General features: G+C 38.6%; 17 protein-coding genes and 1 pseudogene. 9 read left to right on the forward strand and 9 right to left on the reverse strand.

The window, feature by feature from the left end:
• Window positions 1-85 precede the first annotated feature (85 nt).
• The gene (locus H0184_RS22885) at window positions 86-922 is read left to right on the forward strand and encodes an aldo/keto reductase (RefSeq protein ID WP_221829028.1); all 837 of its coding nucleotides are present in this window, start codon (window positions 86-88) and stop codon (window positions 920-922) included.
• A gap of 59 nt (window positions 923-981) precedes the next feature.
• On the opposite strand, the gene H0184_RS22890 is transcribed toward H0184_RS22885, so the two are convergent.
• Both H0184_RS22890 and H0184_RS22895 read right to left on the reverse strand, forming a co-directional pair.
• Window positions 982-1,440, reverse strand: a complete 459-nt coding sequence (locus H0184_RS22890; RefSeq protein WP_221828823.1) for a staygreen family protein — start codon at window positions 1,438-1,440, stop codon at window positions 982-984.
• Between the two features lie 113 nt (window positions 1,441-1,553).
• Window positions 1,554-1,784 carry a hypothetical protein gene (locus tag H0184_RS22895; RefSeq protein ID WP_221828825.1) on the reverse strand — a complete coding sequence of 77 codons (231 nt, stop codon included), beginning with the start codon at window positions 1,782-1,784 and terminating at the stop codon, window positions 1,554-1,556.
• Between the two features lie 211 nt (window positions 1,785-1,995).
• Between H0184_RS22895 and H0184_RS22900 the strand changes: the two genes are divergently transcribed.
• Both H0184_RS22900 and H0184_RS22905 read left to right on the forward strand, forming a co-directional pair.
• The gene (locus tag H0184_RS22900) at window positions 1,996-2,493 is read left to right on the forward strand and encodes an LURP-one-related/scramblase family protein (protein WP_221828826.1); all 498 of its coding nucleotides are present in this window, start codon (window positions 1,996-1,998) and stop codon (window positions 2,491-2,493) included.
• Window positions 2,494-2,681: 188 nt separating this feature from the next.
• Window positions 2,682-3,317 (forward strand): YczE/YyaS/YitT family protein, encoded by a 636-nt coding sequence (locus H0184_RS22905; RefSeq protein ID WP_221828827.1) that lies wholly within the window; start codon window positions 2,682-2,684, stop codon window positions 3,315-3,317.
• Window positions 3,318-3,477: 160 nt separating this feature from the next.
• Here the strand turns inward: H0184_RS22905 and H0184_RS22910 are convergent, their stop codons facing one another.
• The 3 genes from H0184_RS22910 to H0184_RS22920 all read right to left on the reverse strand — a co-directional run bounded on the left by H0184_RS22910 (window position 3,478) and on the right by H0184_RS22920 (window position 6,791).
• Window positions 3,478-4,281 (reverse strand): SDR family NAD(P)-dependent oxidoreductase, encoded by an 804-nt coding sequence (locus H0184_RS22910; protein WP_221828829.1) that lies wholly within the window; start codon window positions 4,279-4,281, stop codon window positions 3,478-3,480.
• Between the two features lie 252 nt (window positions 4,282-4,533).
• Window positions 4,534-6,120 carry an acetolactate synthase large subunit gene (locus H0184_RS22915; protein WP_221828831.1) on the reverse strand — a complete coding sequence of 529 codons (1,587 nt, stop codon included), beginning with the start codon at window positions 6,118-6,120 and terminating at the stop codon, window positions 4,534-4,536.
• Window positions 6,121-6,224: 104 nt separating this feature from the next.
• Window positions 6,225-6,791: a hypothetical protein gene (locus H0184_RS22920; protein ID WP_221828833.1), complete on the reverse strand. Its 567-nt coding sequence runs from the start codon at window positions 6,789-6,791 to the stop codon at window positions 6,225-6,227.
• 228 nt (window positions 6,792-7,019) lie between these two features.
• Here H0184_RS22920 and H0184_RS22925 point away from each other — a divergent pair, with 228 nt between their 5' ends.
• A complete protein-coding gene (locus H0184_RS22925; protein WP_221828835.1) occupies window positions 7,020-8,135 on the forward strand; it encodes a M20 metallopeptidase family protein in 1,116 nt (371 codons plus the stop codon).
• 204 nt (window positions 8,136-8,339) lie between these two features.
• On the opposite strand, the gene H0184_RS22930 is transcribed toward H0184_RS22925, so the two are convergent.
• Together H0184_RS22930 and H0184_RS22935 are read right to left on the reverse strand one after the other, a co-directional pair.
• Window positions 8,340-9,548 (reverse strand): SpoIIE family protein phosphatase, encoded by a 1,209-nt coding sequence (locus H0184_RS22930; RefSeq protein ID WP_221828837.1) that lies wholly within the window; start codon window positions 9,546-9,548, stop codon window positions 8,340-8,342.
• On the reverse strand, window positions 9,548-10,399 hold the full coding sequence (locus H0184_RS22935) for an alpha/beta fold hydrolase (protein WP_221828839.1): 852 nt from the start codon (window positions 10,397-10,399) through the stop codon (window positions 9,548-9,550). The genes H0184_RS22930 and H0184_RS22935 overlap by 1 nt, the downstream gene beginning before the upstream one ends.
• 820 nt (window positions 10,400-11,219) lie before the next feature.
• Here H0184_RS22935 and H0184_RS22940 point away from each other — a divergent pair.
• Window positions 11,220-11,497 (forward strand): annotated as a pseudogene (locus tag H0184_RS22940) (LURP-one-related/scramblase family protein); the annotation flags it as partial.
• A gap of 705 nt (window positions 11,498-12,202) precedes the next feature.
• Here the strand turns inward: H0184_RS22940 and H0184_RS27840 are convergent.
• Window positions 12,203-12,493, reverse strand: coding sequence for an SMP-30/gluconolactonase/LRE family protein (locus H0184_RS27840; RefSeq protein ID WP_396953617.1), 291 nt, complete (start codon window positions 12,491-12,493; stop codon window positions 12,203-12,205).
• Window positions 12,462-12,797 carry an SMP-30/gluconolactonase/LRE family protein gene (locus H0184_RS27845; RefSeq protein ID WP_313771818.1) on the reverse strand — a complete coding sequence of 112 codons (336 nt, stop codon included), beginning with the start codon at window positions 12,795-12,797 and terminating at the stop codon, window positions 12,462-12,464. Before H0184_RS27845 ends, H0184_RS27840 begins: the two co-directional genes overlap by 32 nt.
• Before the next feature lie 184 nt (window positions 12,798-12,981).
• Between H0184_RS27845 and H0184_RS22950 the strand changes: the two genes are divergently transcribed.
• From H0184_RS22950 to H0184_RS22965, 4 genes are all read left to right on the forward strand, one after another.
• Window positions 12,982-13,716, forward strand: coding sequence for a GntR family transcriptional regulator (locus H0184_RS22950; RefSeq protein ID WP_221828841.1), 735 nt, complete (start codon window positions 12,982-12,984; stop codon window positions 13,714-13,716).
• Window positions 13,717-13,991: 275 nt separating this feature from the next.
• Window positions 13,992-14,711, forward strand: a complete 720-nt coding sequence (gene deoD / locus H0184_RS22955) for a purine-nucleoside phosphorylase (RefSeq protein WP_221828842.1) — start codon at window positions 13,992-13,994, stop codon at window positions 14,709-14,711.
• 118 nt (window positions 14,712-14,829) lie between these two features.
• Window positions 14,830-16,206: an MFS transporter gene (locus H0184_RS22960; protein WP_396953620.1), complete on the forward strand. Its 1,377-nt coding sequence runs from the start codon at window positions 14,830-14,832 to the stop codon at window positions 16,204-16,206.
• Window positions 16,207-17,162: 956 nt separating this feature from the next.
• Entirely contained in the window at window positions 17,163-17,795 is a 633-nt protein-coding gene (locus H0184_RS22965) for a DNA-binding response regulator (RefSeq protein ID WP_260631750.1), read from the forward strand.
• Window positions 17,796-17,807 lie beyond the last annotated feature (12 nt).

Below are 17,807 nucleotides of genomic sequence, written 5' to 3' on the forward strand. Positions count from 1 at the left end.
AAACTCTAACTTCCGGGGGTCACATCATTCTCATGGCCCATTTTTTAGAAAAGTTAAGAATAAATAATGAGGAGGAACTACTATGATGCCAACTAATTTAAAAGATACTGTTACCTTACATAATGGAGTGGAAATGCCATGGATGGGTTTAGGTGTTTTTAAAGTAACCGACGGGGAAGAGGTTATACAGTCTGTTAAGGCTGCAATAAGAAATGGATACATTAGTATCGACACCGCTTCTTTTTATAAGAATGAAGAAGGTGTTGGACAAGCGATTCGGGAATCTGGTGTTCCACGTGAAGATTTGTTTATTACAACCAAACTTTGGAATTCTGATCAAGGCTATGAATCAACCTTAAAGGCCTTTGAAACAAGTCTCGACAAGCTAGGGCTAGATTACTTGGATCTTTATTTAATTCACTGGCCAGGGAAAGATAAATACAAAGAGACTTGGAAAGCCTTTGAAGAGCTTTATAAACAGGGGCGTGTACGTGCCATCGGTGTATGCAACTTCCAGGTTCACCATTTAGAGGATTTAATCGCCTCTGCCGAAATTAAACCGATGGTCAATCAGGTAGAGTTCCATCCACATTTAACACAAAAAGAGCTTCTAGCGTATTGTAAAGCACATGGGATTCAACTTGAGGCATGGTCACCGTTGAAACAAGGACAACTTCTAAATCATCCTGTCCTTGAAGAGATTGCTCAAAAGTATAATAAATCCGTCGCTCAAGTTATCTTGCGCTGGGATCTTCAACATGGGGTCATTACGATTCCAAAGTCTGTTAAAGAACAACGAATTATTGATAACGCAAATGTTTTTGATTTTGAATTATCCGCAGAAGATATGGAAAAAATTGATGGACTCAATCAAGATAGTCGTGCAGGTTCACATCCAGACACAATGAGCGTTGGTTTTTAATGAAATGAAGCACGGGTATGGCTCCCGTGCTTCATTTTTACAAATCGATTAGTCTTTGCCTATGTTTTATTTGAAATACTTTGGAAAGTTCCCCAATTCTCCTGTCTAGCGAATTGTGGATAGGCGGAGTTAAAGTTAACGATTATTGCTGCATGATTCAAATGAGGATAAGTGTTGAACAGAAACCTATCACCATAGTGAATAGCTTTTAATGCTAGAGGTAATTCACGTTTAAAGACTTCGACGCGTTTTGCTGCGGCATCATGGCTATATTCTCCCTGGTCAATATATAAATAGACTTTATAGTATAGGGAATTCATATATATATTCCACTCCCCTAATACCTCATCTCTTTTAGGATTGATTTTATCCCATGCATAATGAAATCCAATACTTAAAAATAATTGTCCTGTTAAATCAGAGTGAGTAAGAGTGTAACATCTTGGAAAAACAGGCTCATTAGCCGTAACACCGTCCATATATTCTACAGATAGTTTTTCTGGAATAAAATTGCTCAAGCAATCAACTCCAATCAGCTTTTTTTATCATTATGCTGATTTGATTTTATTCATTCTTAATATAAAAATAGTACTGTAAACCTTCATATAATAATCTTTAGAAAGCTAAGGCTTTAAACCATTTGAACAAGACCAAAGACAACCCAATACGCTGCAATGCCAGTGACCTTCCATGCCGATTTTCTGCTAATAATGGCAATTGCCAAACAGAGTAAAGTGAATAAGAAGAAGCCGACTGTTCTAAATTGACCTTCAAGCGGACCCGCCGAATTTAACATAAGAATAATGACTGAAACAATAAAGAATAGAATAAACCATTTTTTGGTTTTGTCTGAATGCTTCAAAGTTTGGCCCCCTCATATTTTCCTAATATGAATATTATAACTATTTAGAATTTAAAAATACACACAAGAAGCAGTCGTTATAGAGGATAATAATGATAATGGACAATTGATAACCTTTGAAAATGTGGTTTTACCACCCTGCATTCGAAGAGGCCATATAGAACATGAATATACTTATTCGTAAATATGATTATATAAAAGGAGGCGAAGTATGAAGCAGCTTTATATTAAACAGAAGGTATTCAGTCTTAGTGGCAAATTTACGGTAAAGGATCAGGAGGAGAAGGATGTATATTACGTGGAGGGCAGTTTTATGCAAGTTCCTAAGACTTTCTCCATTATGAATACAAAAAGAGATGAAGTAGCACTTGTTACGAAAAAGGTGTTCAGCTTTTTACCGAAGTTTTTTGTCGAGGTGAATGGTCGAGAAGTACTGACGATTAAGAAAGAGTTTTCTTTCTTTAAAGCCCGCTATACGATTGATGGTGCAGGCATTGAGGTACATGGTAATTGGTGGGATATGGATTTTCAGGTATTACAGCATGGTGAAATCGTGGGTAAAGTGAGCAAGGAATGGTTCACTTGGGGTGATAGCTACAAGGTCGAAATATTGAATGAAGAGATGGAGACCATAATTATTGCACTTGTTGTAGCAATTGATTGTGTGAAGGCTGACCAAGCAGCTGCCTCCTCAGGAGCGACTACGTAACAACAAAGGTGCAGATTAATTTCTGCGCCTCTTCCGAATTTCAAGCGAATATTTCCTCCAAAGGAAATTAAAAATCTAGGAAAATAAAAAATCCTCAATCCTTAATTTCCATTTAATTATTATGTTGCCATAATAATGGATATGGTATAGTTGTCAGGGTGTAAAGTTTCAAGATTAGAGGGGAAATTATGAGAAGAGAATGGATTCTTCGCTGGTCGTTTTTTGTTTTTGGACTTATTATTCTAGCATTTGGTGCAGCTTTAACAATTGAAGGAGAGTTATTGGGAATAGGTCCTTGGGATGTGCTGCATTATGGACTATTTTTGCAGCTGGGACTGACGATTGGTACATGGTCAATCATTATGGGATTTCTATTGCTGACTATTGCCTCCATTGTAACGAAAAAGTTACCTAAAATCGGCGCTTTTTTAAATATGTTGTTAATTGGTCTATTTATGGACTTCTTTTTGTGGCTATTACCAAGTATCGATAGTTTAATAGGATCCGTATTATTCTTTATTTTAGGTGTTATTCTAATGGGGTATGGAGTTGGACTCTATGTTTCGGCAGATTTGGGTTCTGGACCACGAGATAGTATTATGCTCCTGATTGTGGACAAAACCGGATGGAGTATACAATGGGTTCGTAACGGAATGGAAATTCTCGTACTCATTCTAGGTTGGGCGTTAGGCGGCCCGGTTGGGATTGGAACAGTAATCATTGCCTTTTTATTAGGTCCAATCGTAGGCCTTTCCTTGCCGCAATGTAAAAAACTACTAATATATTTTCTTGCAAAAAAAGAACAGCAAACACTGGCAGCATAAATGTACTGTGGGGATGGTTCTCATGGAGAACCTTCTTCTATGGGAATCTGGAGATTTTTTAAGGGTAAGTAATATACGCATAAGTACACAAATGAGTATCCAGGTTTTGGATTGTATTTTGCAAATTAGAGTAGTGCACATTTTATTCAGTAAAGTTAACTCAATGGTCATTCTTTTTTTTTAGTGTTTTTATCTTATTAGCGATAATGTCTGTTGCTTTTTTCGGATTTAAGCGATATAAAAAGTCCATTATTTTTGCATCGTTTCCGGCTAATACTCGGTATTTTTTATTTTCCATACCTTTAATAATGGCTGCAGCTGCTTCATTAGGGCTGAGCATTTTATATGAATGGCTTTCAACCCCTACTATTTCAATTCCAGCATTTTGAACGATGTTCGTGTCGACACCTCCAGGGAAGACGACGGTAACCCCTACATTGGTATCTCTAAGCTCTAAATGAAGACCTTCAGTTAACATTTTTACGGCTCCTTTCGAAGCTGCATAAATCGATTGAAGCGGCACGGGAAGAAACCCACCCATACTTGATACATTCGTAATATGAGCTTCTGGTCGATTTAAAAGGTGTGGTAAAAAGGATTTGCACATATAGAGCGTACCGTAAAAGTTTACATCCATGACCTTTTGAATTTGTTCATAATCAAGGTCATTCACGCTTTGGAAATGTTGAATGATTCCTGCATTATTAATAATTCCATCTATGCAGCCGTGAACAGCGATGATTTCTTCTGGAAGCTTTTCTACATCATCTCTGTTAGCTAAATTAGCAAAGTGTGTTGAAATCTTGTCACCATAGACTGTTGCTAATGATTTTATTTCCTCAAGCCCAGATTTGTGGAGGATGGCTGCGACTATAGCTCCTTTTTCTAAAAGTTGACCCACAAGCTCTCTCCCAATCCCGCCGCCAGCACCTGTTACCACAATGACTTTATTGCATACTTTCATACTATTCCCCCACATTTTAGTAATAAAAAGCAACTGATTAAATATACATATGAGAGTTAAGTATATATAAGTCTACTTTTGTAAACTTCTGTGGCAGTACGCATTTGGATATATGGTGGAGACCTTATGATAAAAAGTGGCGATTTAAAAAAACATATGGATCTATAGAAGAAAGAAGAAAACATTTCTGAGTGAATAAAAGTGTTTTCTTCTTCTTTTTTTTTGTGAAATATCCTAACACTGTAATATTAGTTATTTTAGGATTACATCGATCAGTGTAAATTCATTGGTCTGGTTTAGCGCATCCTCTAAGGCTTGTTCAAACTCATTTATTTGATTGGGTCTTACTCCTTTTATTCCAAAGCTTTCAGCAAGCTGCACAAAGTCAGGGTTTCCAAAGTCCGTACCAAACTTATGTCCGAATTTTTCCTGCATCATTTGTTCTTCTAGATTTAAGGCAGAATTGTTTAGAACGATGACGATAAGCGATAGGCCTAATCGTTTTGCTGTCTCTAATTCGGAAATATTCATTAGTGCCCCGCCGTCCCCAGTGATACAAATAACCGGAGCGTCAGGACAAGCTAATTTAGCGCCAATGGCACCAGGTAAAGCAATTCCCATTGAGGCTAATCCATTTGAGATGATGAGCCGCCCTGCTTGTTTTGGTTGATAGGTACGGGCAATGGATACCTTGTGGGCACCAACATCAGAAACCACGATGGTCTGTTCTGTTGAAAGTTTTTCAATAACACTTAAGATATTTTCTGTCGTGAATGTTTGAGTTCCCTGTTGACCAGAATTAATTTGATAAGAGGTCTCAATCTGTTCTTTTAGCTTCCCACTCGGAACCCATGGTTTAGGTGAAATAGCCACTTTATTAAGGGCCTGCAATGTTTCATTCAGATCACCGACTAATTCACCCTGAACAGGATAGTATTCGTCCATTTCGGCTGGAAGTGGATCAGTATGTAAGATAGGACGCATCTTTTTATTCCAGTCCTTAGGGAGTTTTTCAACAAAATCAAACCCAACGACAATTAATAAATCAGCATCCTCGATAATCGGCAATACCTCATCCTCTTTGTTAAAACCAAATGTAAAATAATTAAGGTGATGGTCCTTAGGCAAAATTCCCTTTGCCATAAAACTATGGATCACAGGTGATTGAAGGTTCTCAACAAATGTGAGAAGCTCTCCTGCAGCTTTTTGCCTTATTACCCCGTTTCCGACAACGACAACTGGTTTTTGGCTCTGATTAATCAGAGAACGCGCATCCTCAATAGCTTGAAAACTAGGTAAACTTTTTGGAATAGGTGTTACCGGTAATGGGCGGGCTGGAATCATTTGAGATGCTAAGTTCTCTGGCAGTTCAATTAAAACAGCACCCGGCTTTTCCATTTGTGCAACCCTAAATGCCTTGCGAATAATGGTCGAAATAGTTTGGGTATCTTTTATTTGAGCACTCCACTTTGTTGCTGGTTCAAATACTTTAACGATATCTAAATATTGGTGAGATTCTAGGTGCTGCCTTTCAAGTCCAGCTTGTCCTGTAATGGCAACAACCGGGGAGTGGTCCAAATTTGCACTTGCTATCCCGGTCAAAAGGTTAGAGGCTCCAGGTCCTAATGTTGCCAAGCAAACGCCAACTTTCGTGGATAACCTCCCGTAAACATCTGCCATAAAAGCGGCTCCTTGTTCATGACGAACATTCACAAACTTGATTTGTTTAGATTTAGACAATGAGTCCATAAGATCAAGAGTTTCCTTCCCCATAATCCCAAAAATAAACTCAACACCCTCATTTTCTAAGCACTGAACAAGTACATCTGTTGCCTTCATAATACATCCCTTTCAAATTGCATTTTTTCCTATTTTCCCCAAATACTAATGAATCATGTGCCGTGGGTGTGCCGTGGGGACGGTTCTCTTGGTCATAAAAGCCATCAGAACCGTCCCCACGGTCTTACCCACGGTCTTAGTAATCGTAAGATAAGTTCAATCCAGAACCAACAATATAGTAGTGAAAGTGAGTAAATAAGGATGATATTCCATACTTTAAATTCTATTAAAAATGGGCCTAATACAGGAAATTGAAAGATATAGAGTAAGAGAAAAATTCCTAAAGATAAAAACAAACTTGAAAAGGTTATTACTTTCCAACCCTTGTTAAACAGTATTAACCCTAGACCAATTCCAATCGCCATTGAACCGGTTGTAAATGGAAAGATAATAAGTTCAGAAGGCTGAATAAGCAACAGTAGGAAAATCGTAAGGAGATAGCTCAAGAATCCAAACAATGGCGAGATCAACATGCTTATGATGATTGGAGCGGTGGAAAAGGGGCTTATAACCATCCCGATTCCTGGGATGACTCCGCCTGCCGCCTGCAATATAGCAGCGATTAAACCCATTAATGCGGCAGCAACTAATTTAAAGGGAAAACCTTTCCGAGTGCTTACTACAGTGATGACGGGTATGATGAGTTCTTTTAAATCCTTATTCCAAATCATATAGAATCATCCTTTTTGTACAGAAAATTAGGGAAAACAGCGACTGTTCCATAGTGGAACAGGGCTCGGATATTCAGCCGCAAGTTCGCAATGTATTAGAGGGTTGGACAATAGTGCCTACTTGGATATATTTATAATATAATAATAGTAAAAATCGAAAAATTTAGAATAATAGAGGCAAAAAAACTAGGTGCAATTTAGATTATAGTTAGAGGGGGTTAAAGGTACGTGGATTTTAAAAACTTTGAATTAGCTAAACAACTGCGTCGTGAATTACACCAGCATCCTGAACTTTCTAATGAAGAGGTTTGGACTAAACAGCACATAATCAGTTTTCTAACAAAACATACAACATTAGAAATCGTTGATAAAGGCCGATGGTTCTATGCGATTTATCGAGCAGGTGATGGCAAAAAGAATATTGCGTACCGTGCAGATTTTGATGCACTTCCAATGCCGGAAGTGATTGACATTCCACACGCTTCCAAGAATCCAGGGGTATCCCACAAATGTGGACATGACGGGCATGCTGCAAGTCTGGCCGGTTTTGCACTGGAAGTCGACCAAAAGGGTGCTGACAAAAATATCTTTTTCCTATTCCAGCATGCGGAGGAAACCGGAGATGGTGCTATCCAATGTGCCACATTGATTAAGGAACATAACATTGAAGAAATATTCGCCTTTCATAATATGAGTGGAATGGCCTTTAATTCCATCAATGTTATCGACGGAACTGCTCATTGTGCATCTAAGGGTATAACCGTTCATATGGAAGGTTCTCCTGCTCATGCCAGCCAGCCTGAGAATGGAGTAAATCCTTCCTTTGCGATTGCAAATATTATTGATGCTATTCCTAAGCTAATCTCTCCTGAAAAAAATGAAGGTTTGGTGCTTTGTACGATTGTCCATGTAAACATAGGGGAAAGAGCATTTGGGTTAGCAGCAAGCAAAGGTGAACTTCTTTTAACCATCCGTGCTCTGTATGAAGTAGAATTGGATAAACTTCAAAAAAGTCTTGAAGACCTTGCGCGAGAGCAAGCAGAAAAGTACGGACTCAAAGTGAGATTTTCCTTCAACGATGAATTCCCAGAAACAGTAAACCACAGGGGAAGTTCTGACAAAATCCGTAAGGTTAGCCGGGAAAAAGGATATCAGCTGATTGAAATGAAGGAAGCCTTCCGTGCCTCAGAGGATTTCGGACACTACACGAAGCTGACAAAGGGTGCGATGTGCTACATCGGAAACGGAGAAAATTATCCGCATATCCACACCTATGAATATGATTTTCGTGATGAAATTATTGAAACCGCTGTTGAGCTTTTCAAGGGACTTGCGGAAATATAGTTCTCTTCTTAGCAAACGGTGCCCCGCAGCGCACAGTGACAGCTAAAGGCCTGCATTATAATACAACAACTTTTATCTTGGGTCAGCTGTAATCTTATTCGCTGAATAGTGGAAGCTGGCTGAGATGAGAGCTTCACGTCCGGTCCTGAGAGAGGCGTATGAATTTTTCACGCGCCTGCTCTATTTGTTTTAATTATGGAATTTTTATTTTAAGTCAACAAGAATAAAGGTTTCGTCATCGCTCTTATAATCTACATTTTTTTCATGATTTAGGCACTGTAAAATTTCCTCTTTCAATTTAAATAAAGATAATGAGACCGTTTTCCTTACTAATGGAGCGAGATAGTTTGAGATAAGGGGATCAATACCATCTGTATAAAGGAGCAGTCTGCCTCCTTTTCTATAGGTAAACGTATTTGTTTTAAATACAACACCCTCAAATGTTCCAAGTGGCGGGGCTGAAGAACATAATTCATATTGTGTTCCATCAGGGTCCTGCCATATAGCAGGCGGATGACCTGCATTGACATACTCAACTTTTTGTCTTTCTGTATCAATTAATAGATAGATAGCGGTAGAATAATGCCTGGCTTCCTCATTGCTATTAAACAATTTGTGAAGGTGGCTATCTAATTCTTTCATTACAAGATCAACAGGGTATCCTGCTGAAATTAATCTTTGAAACAGAGAATGAAGAGTCATCGTAATTAAAGCAGAAGAAATTCCATGGCCCATCACATCAAGCAGAATGATTCCATACCGATACGGGTCGATTTGGTAAATCCCGTAGATATCACCGGATAATTCACCAGAGGCATTATAGTAAACTTCCATTTGAACTTTATCATTGTTAATCGGATTGGTTAATGATGTTTCTTGAATGATTCTAGCCAGCTCTAACTCTTTCTTTGTTTCTATTTTATATTTTTGATTTTGTTGGTTCAGTTCAAGTAACTCTTGTTTTTGGAATTCCAGCTTTTTTAGGGTAGTTTTTAATTCCATAATCGCTTTATGTTTTGCTTTTAACGCTTCTTCGGTGTCCTTCTTTGCTAGAAGTAGTTCGTTTTCATACTCGTTTCGTTTACGCATTGGTATTAGAATACACTCTAGTACAGTTCTCTCTTTTTCCCTCCTTAGGAGAGCGTTAATAAGAACGGGAATTTCTTCACCCTTACTGGTCTCGAGTGAAATATACATTTCCTCTACCCGATGTTCAAGTTTAATAAGCGGGAAAAAATAAAGTTGTGAAAACAGACGGGCAGGGACAGTGAGGATAAAATTGACATGTTGTCCTATTAATGAATCTTGGCTGTAATTGAGTAATTTGAGAAAGGTTTGATTACTATCTAAAATAAAACCATCTTCTGATAGAGTAAGAAATCCACAAGGTGCATGATTCAATTGTTCGTCCATTAAAGATTAACTCCTCTACCCGCTGGGCTGCCTTCTACTGATACAGATTCCTCATTCAGGTATTGGCTAATCAGGCGAATAGTCTCCTCGGGATGACTCATATGCGGGCAATGACCCGTTGCATCCATTATTTTTAGCAGACTATTAGGAAGATGATGATGAATATACTCTCCCACTGCTAATGGAGCAATAATATCATTTGAACACTGTAAAATAAGTGCTGGTACCGTTACTTTTTTTAAATCAGAGCGGTTATCGGCAAAAAATGCAGCCTCTGCAAATTCGCGGGCAATAATAGGGTCAGTGGAACAAAAACGTTCTTCCAGTTGACGTTTAACCTCGTGTCTCTCCGGATTATTGGTTACCGTAGAAGCAAAAACATTCGCCCATCCTATGTAATTTTTATCCATCATATCAATTAAGCCTAAAAGCTCTTCTTTTTCAAAGCCGCCGTAATAATGCGGAGGGTCATTTAGGTAGTATGGAGATGGACCAATCATTACGAGACGTGAGAAGTACTCAGGATGACTCAATGAGGCTAGTGCACCAATCATACTGCCAACAGAGTGGCCAACAAATATAGTATCTTTTAAATCTAGTGCTTCACAAACATCAAGTACATCTTGTGCGTAGCCAAGAAGACTACTATATCGTTTCGAGTCATATGCATGTATGTCTGAACGACCCAAACCTACGTAATCAAATAAAATAACTTGGTAATCTTTCTCGAATGCTTCGGCAACTGACTTCCAAACACTTTGGTCACAGCCAAAGCCAGGAGCAAAAATGATAGATTGTGTACCTTTACCGTTAATCTTCACATTATTTCGAAATAGAATGTTCTGATCCATCCTGATGCTCCTTCCTATTATTAGTTAATATCTATATCATATCACTTACATCCAATAAATGGGGTTTTCTGATGTAGTGCTTAAGACCTCACTTTAAAAAGTGTTATATTAAACTACTCAATTAAAAATCCTCATAGACCTGATAGATTGATAATTATTTTTGTAATAGTAGTCAGGTATGTGAAAAAGACCCTGTACCAGCAGCAAGTTGTATAATAAAAATAGACGGAGGAATTCCGCCTAATTCGAAAATAGTATTAAAACTAGCCTAAATAGACGGAGTGATTCCGCCTATTAACTTTAAAAACGGGGAAAATGAGGGGTTTTGCTTTGTATAAGCGGAAACGCTCCGCTTATTTACCCCGCAAATGAACTCTATTCTGCAAATAACCGGAAAGTCTCCTCTTATTATATTCGCGGATTACTCAATAAGATTTCATATTTAGTAGCATTAAGTTGTTCTTCGGCATAACTTCTTATGTCAGCTTGAGGTTTGCCAGCAATTAGTTAAAATAGATAATACTAGGCAGCAGAAATGAAAGTATCATAATAACCACTCCAAGTATCATCACCAGGCTATACTTTTTCCATATCCCCAGATGTAAGACAGCTAAACCAAGGAGAAAACCAATAAAAATAATGGTGCCGCTTGCTCTTATAATGATGTATCCTCCGAGTAAAGAAAACACCAAAAAACTTATGATAATCAACAATTTCATACGCCCTTTCGGATAGGAATCATGTTAGACCTTTTTACCATCTATATAATACCATTGATAAAGTTAAGATAATGTAACTCAGATTCGAGGGAGGTATACCTATGAAGCAACTATATATAAAGCAGAAGGTATTCAGTCTTAGTGGTAAGTTTACAGTAAAGGACCAGCAGGAGAAGGATGTATATTACGTAGAAGGCAGTTTTATGCAGATTCCCAAGACATTTTCCATTATGAATACAACCAGAGATGAAGTTGCACGTGTGACGAAAAAGACGTTCAGTATTTACCGAAGTTTTTTGTTGAGGTCAATGGACGAGAGGTGGTAACGATTAAGAAGAAGTTTTCCTTCCTTAAAGCACAGTATACCCTTGAGGGTGCTGTAGGCTCATTAACCATTACTCCTACATAATAGTAACCTTCCAGGTGGCCGGCATCCCTTTTAGGTTCGAAAAGTGCTATTTCAGTACCTGAATGTTTATCAATTTCATCTAAACGATTTAGAAATTGTTGGGCAAGTTTTGGAATCTCAGTGCCAAAATTAGAAAATGCTCCACTACCCTTTATGCCCACAACTCTGAATGTCTTCTTAACTGTTTTACAATCCATCAACGATCCTCCCAATGTTAAAAATCACTTGTATTCTAGTTTTCTTCCATTTTCTATTAAACTAGCCTAATTTGTTCGTTACTATCTTGGTCTAACGATGATAAATAGACGGATGAATTCCGCTTAATTTGAAAAAGGCATGGAAATTAGCCAAAATAGACGGAGAGATTCCGCCTATTGACTCAATAAACGGGAAAAATGGGCAATTTTGCTTTGCATAAGCGGAATTCCTCCGCTTATTTACCTCGAAACGAGCTCCATTCTGAACTTAACCGGAAAGTCTCCGCTTATTTACTTCTCTGGTTACTCAATAGAGGGCTAATTTAAATGTTTTTTTTATTAAACAGCCTTTTCCAAAGAGAAACTCATTTTGATACGTCACGGTGAACCGTACTATATCGAAACAACAAAAAAGGGGACTGTCACAAAGTTTTGTGTCAGCCCCAGACTTACGTACGTAAGAACCTCTTATTGATTGCTATTGCAACCCGTAAGGCTGCAAACCTTTCTTTTTGACCTTGATTCGCCAGACTTCGTTTTTCAATGACTCTGTTACATAAAGGTATCCATTATGAAAAGTGAGATTGGTCGTAAAAGTCCCTGCATCCTCAGGCAGGCGAATGGTGCCGTATTTAAATCCATTAGCATCGAGTACGACAACTTCACCAGCCTGGAAATGGGCTACATAAAGATTACCCTCTGTATCGACGGCCAAGCCATCTGGACCAATTCCGCCTTCAAATTGACCGAAGACAAAACGGTGTTTCACGCGCGTCCTTCGCCTCTTTTGAAGGTACAGAGATAATTCGATTTGTAGCGAATTCAGAGATATAAACACGTTGACCGTTCGCTGAAATCGCAATTCCATTAGGATAAGCAATACCTTCTAGGAAGAGGATTGGTTCTCTATTATTCGGCGGCAGGTAGAAGACACGGCCCACTGGTTTCGTTGCACTGGATCCCATTGGCTCAGTAAAGTAAAGTCCGCCAGATTGGTCAAATATGAGGTCATTTAGTCCATTTAAAGGTTTGCCATCGTAAGAATCAACAATAGTCGTGCGCTCTCTCGTCACAGGGTCATAGGACCGTGGGGACGGTTCTCATGGTTTTTTTTGCTAGATTTACCGTTATGAACCGTGAGAACCGTCCCTGTGGATATACCTGCGGATAGTTGATTAATGAGCGGAATATAGTTTATAGTTTATTTGTTATTAAAATTGAGCAGTTCAATAGTTTATTTTAAAGGTGTGTAAGAGAATGAATATTAAACCGGAGGATCTTCAAAAAACCAAGCGGCCATTGTTTGCGGTTGTTTATGATAAATTGTATAAACTTATTACGGATGGAACTTTTCCTCCTGACAGCAGGCTCCCGACAGAACCGGAATTGGCCAAGCTTTTTGGCGTCAGTCGGATGACACTGCGGCATGCATTATCACGATTGCAGGAAGATGGTTTGGTTAAGAATATCCATGGAAAAGGAAATTTTATTACCAAATTTCATGATAATAAAAACATGACTGGCTTAGAAAAGCTCGGAAACCCCATATATAAATGCCTTTCAGGAAAAATTGATGATGTCGAAATGCAATTTCGAATTGAACTCATAACCGATTACGCTAAGCAGGTTCTAAATCGGAATATGACCGCCGTCGTTGCGATTGAACGTTGGTATAAAAGAAATGATCAAGCCGTAGCCTTTGCTTTTACAGTCATGGCCATTGAAGCGGTATCGGAATTACATTTAGATTTACAAGATGAACAACAATTATTAGATATGATAGACAAAAGGGTATACGAGCTGGCAAACTCTGCGACCATTGAACTGAAACGTTCCGATTCCATCCCTTCACTGAAATATAAGATAGCTAACGATAAAGATTGTGATTTAATCGTTGAAAGTGTCTATATAAGTGATAAATATCCCGTTGTTTATAATAAATTCTACATTCCAACAGAATCTAGCCAAATAACCATTAATGCAGCCAGATAGAGACAGTGGTACGGTTTCATTAAATAAGAAGCAATTTCTCATCAAAATAAGGATGAGAAATTGCTTTTTTTTGTTACAAAAAAGACAAATTTAGTAATTGTGAACCAAATGATAGTGTGCTATTCTTTTATTGTTGATATATAGACAAGTTTTTATACAACTATACAATGTTATGTAATTTTTAGATGAGTTTTGTACAATAGGTTGTAAGCGGAAACAAGTGGGAGTTTTTTCGCTATTCCGTGGACGGACCAAGAAAAAAGGAGAGAATACAGATGAATACAAACGGACATAAAGAAACCGCGCATATCAAACCAAATGGAGTAGAGATTGCTGAAACGATACTTTTACCAGGGGATCCATTAAGAGCAAAATTTATTGCTGAAACCTATTTAGAGGATGCAGTCCAATTCAATTCTGTCCGCAATATGTTTGGGTACACAGGTACGTATAAAGGAAAGAAAATATCCGTTATGGGAACAGGAATGGGTATGCCGAGTATGAGCCTTTATTCTTGGGAACTGATCCATGTGTTTGGTGTGAAAAACTTGATTCGCATTGGTACCTGCGGTGCGATGCAGGATCATATGAACTTATATGATATTGTTTTTGCTATGGGGGCTTCGACGGATTCACGGTACGTACATCAATACAATCTCCCTGGACAATTTTCTAACATTGCCTCTTTTGCATTATTGGAAAAAGCGAAAAAGGTAGCGGATCAAAAGGAACTTCCCGTTCATGTTGGAAATGTTCTGACAAGCGACATTTTTTATAACGCCGATGAAACAGCGGTGGAAAAGTGGCGTAATATGGGGATTCTATGTGCGGAAATGGAGACAGCTGGTCTTTATATGAATGCAGCTCATGCAGGGGTTAATGCGCTTACAATTTTAACAGTAAGTGACCATATGATTCGTCATGAACAAACCACACCGGAAGAACGACAAGTTGCCTTCACGAATATGATGGAAATCGCTTTGGAACTGGCTTAAGCACGACATCAAGTAATTGAGTACGACACGAGGCAAGAATAATGCCAGACGTATACGATATAGACATTGATCAAAAGAGAGGGAAGCGGCAATGACAACCATTAGCGCAAATGCGAGCATGACAGATACTCAGGAATATAGTGTTAAGAAAGCTGTGCCTGTGATGCTTCTGTTATTTCTATTATGTTTAATCATTGATAATTCATTTAAAATTATTTCTATCGATATGGCGAAAGATTTTAACATTTCTGCAACAACCGTGAGCTGGCAGGCAACCTTAGCCGGGCTAGTCATTGGAATAGGAGCAGTGGTATACGCTGCTTTGGCGGATTCTATTAGTATTCGAAAGCTATTAAGTATCGGAATTATATTAATTTGTGTTGGCTCCGTAATGGGTTATCTTTTTCAACATTCATTTTTACTCGTAGTTGTTTCACGAATCATCCAAACAGCAGGTTTGGCTTCAGCCGAAACCTTATATGTAATCTTTGTAACCAAACATTTACCTGTACATGAACAAAAGAAGTTCTTGGGGTTAAGTACAAGCAGTTTTGCTTTATCACAGGTGATTGGTGCCTTAACGGGGGGCTATGTTTCTACGTATTTTCATTGGACAACTCTTTTTCTAGTTCCATTGGTCACTCTCTTCACCCTTCCGTTTATTTTGAAATACCTTCCTAAGGAAGAGACGAAAAACAGTCATGTGGATGTAGTAGGATTATTTCTAGTTGCAGGCATTGCCGCATCCCTGCTGTTATATATTACCGATTTCAACTGGGTTTATCTTCTAGCTTTTGTTGCCGCGTTTGCTTTATTTCTTACTTATATCAGCAAGAATTCAAGAGCATTCATTGGTATAGCATTCTTTAAAAATAAGCAGTTTATCTCTTTGCTGGGTGTCGCTTTCGTGATTTATTCTGTCCAATTAGCTTATATTTTCTTGTTTCCGTTTTTGCTTGAAAAGCTATATGGCTTAAAGTTGGATACGATTTCACTACTATTGATTCCAGCGTATCTATTGGCTGCGATCGTAGGAGCGCTTTCTGGAAAAATTGCAAAGGTACTGGGAAGCAAACAATGTATCACGATTGCCATGACTGGAATTATCGGCAGTCTGTTGTTGGGCGGTTTCTTTGTAAAAACCTCCGTCATTATCTTTGTCCTATCCATGATTATTTTTTCAAGTTCGTTCGCATTCATGTATGCACCAATGCTAGATTCCTGCATTGGCACAATTGGAAAAGATAAATCAGGGACAGCCATTGGATTTTATAATTTAACACTAAATGTCGCGATGTCAATTGGAATTGCCTATACTGCGGCGATGATGGACCATTCCGCAATGAGGTCTAACATTCTTGGTTATGTAAGCCAACCGGATGCTTCCATGTTTAGTAATATCCTATTTGTTCTCGTACTCATTACTGCTTTCAGCTTATTCCTGTACTGGATATTGGTTGGGCGAAAAGTGAAAATGACTGCTCGTGGTATGTAGAAAAATCACCGGGTGTAATGCTTTATTCAAATGAATACCATTTGAGCCTCTCATTAAAGAGAGGCTCTTTTATATACTTCTGATTTCCTATCTTCGACAACTTCCTCTCCAGAAAATATGTGAAAACGCTAATAACAATGGGGTTTAAACACTAGTTAATCAAACGTTTGATTAGTAGAAATGGAGTTAACTAATCGATTGATTAGATTTCCCTTACATGCTTGTAAATGCTGCATTTTCTACTCCGTTTGAGTAAGAAAACTGTCGAAAAAATGGGGCCCTTAAACTAGTGGATAGGAAGAGGGTGAGTTCTGCATCTGGGGTCATAAGGGGACGCTCTTATCGGTTGGGGGATCAGGTTAGTCTGAAAAATAGACGGAGGAATTCCGCTTATTTTTTAAATAGCATGGAAACTAGCTTAAATAGGCGGAGGGATTCCGCCTATTGACTTGAAAAATGGGAAAATGGGGGGTTTTGCTTTGCATAAGCGGAATATCTCCGCCTATATACCCCGAAACGATCTCCATTTTGGAAATAAGCGGAAAACTTCCGCTTATTTTTTTTCGCTGGTTACTCAATTGAGTCAAAGACTTCTTAATTAATAGGATGATTTATCGGTAAATCAGTTCCGTGGAAACTTTTAACAAGGGCATTGTCGAAAATGAATTGACAAATTTAAGGACTCTATTAAACTGAAACTAGTTCTATCTTTATATTAGCTGCGCCCCTCTTCCTTTCTCCTGTTTAAACCACAAGTAAACCTCTTATTTCAATCGCATTCCATTATTTATTCATTTAAACGTCAACTTTTTTATTACGCCAAATCTATTGAGAAATATACCAGAGAAGAGTGAAGGGCATATTGGGAAGCAAAGAATATAATTGAGCTGTGAAAGACTAGAACCATTAGATAGGAGTAGGATGCTATGGGATTTGAAGAAGAATACCAGGTCTTTATGGATGCTCACTTGGGAGCAAGAACCGGTGAACGGCTCCGGCGCTTACAAGAAGGTCACAACGAGGCAGAAATGTTGTTTTTGAAGCAAGTGTGGTGGCCCTCATTTTCCCACTTTCGTTATCTCCATCCGGAGTATGAAGTTGATGATTTCAAAGATGGAAAAAGGTATTTGGACTTTGCTTATATTCGTCCCGCCATCCGGATTTGTCTGGAAGTCGACGGGTACGGCCCTCATCTAAGGAACATAAGCAGATGGCAATTTTCAGACAACCTGGAACGTCAAAACCAGCTGGTGATTGATGGATGGACTGTGATTCGTTTTTCTTATGATCAAGTTAATGAAAAGCCTCGTCGCTGCCAACAGGTTGTTCAGCAAGTGATTGGCCGGTGGCTGGGTGATGAATGGGACCAGACCTCTTTGTCCTTTCACGAAAAGGAAGTGCTTCGGCTGGCAATTCGAAAAGGGGAAGCCATCTCCCCTATAGAAATCGAGAAATATTTACAGCTAACTGACAAGACGGTAAAAAAGGTACTATCTCAACTAGTCGATAAGAAAATGCTGATTCCGGCATCTGGGAACATGAGGGTCCGCTCCTATCGATTGGGAGATCAGGTTAAGCATCCGATCTGAAAAATAGACGGA

Source organism: Neobacillus niacini (genome assembly GCF_019749295.1).
GTDB lineage: Bacteria > Bacillota > Bacilli > Bacillales > Cytobacillaceae > Neobacillus > Neobacillus niacini_D.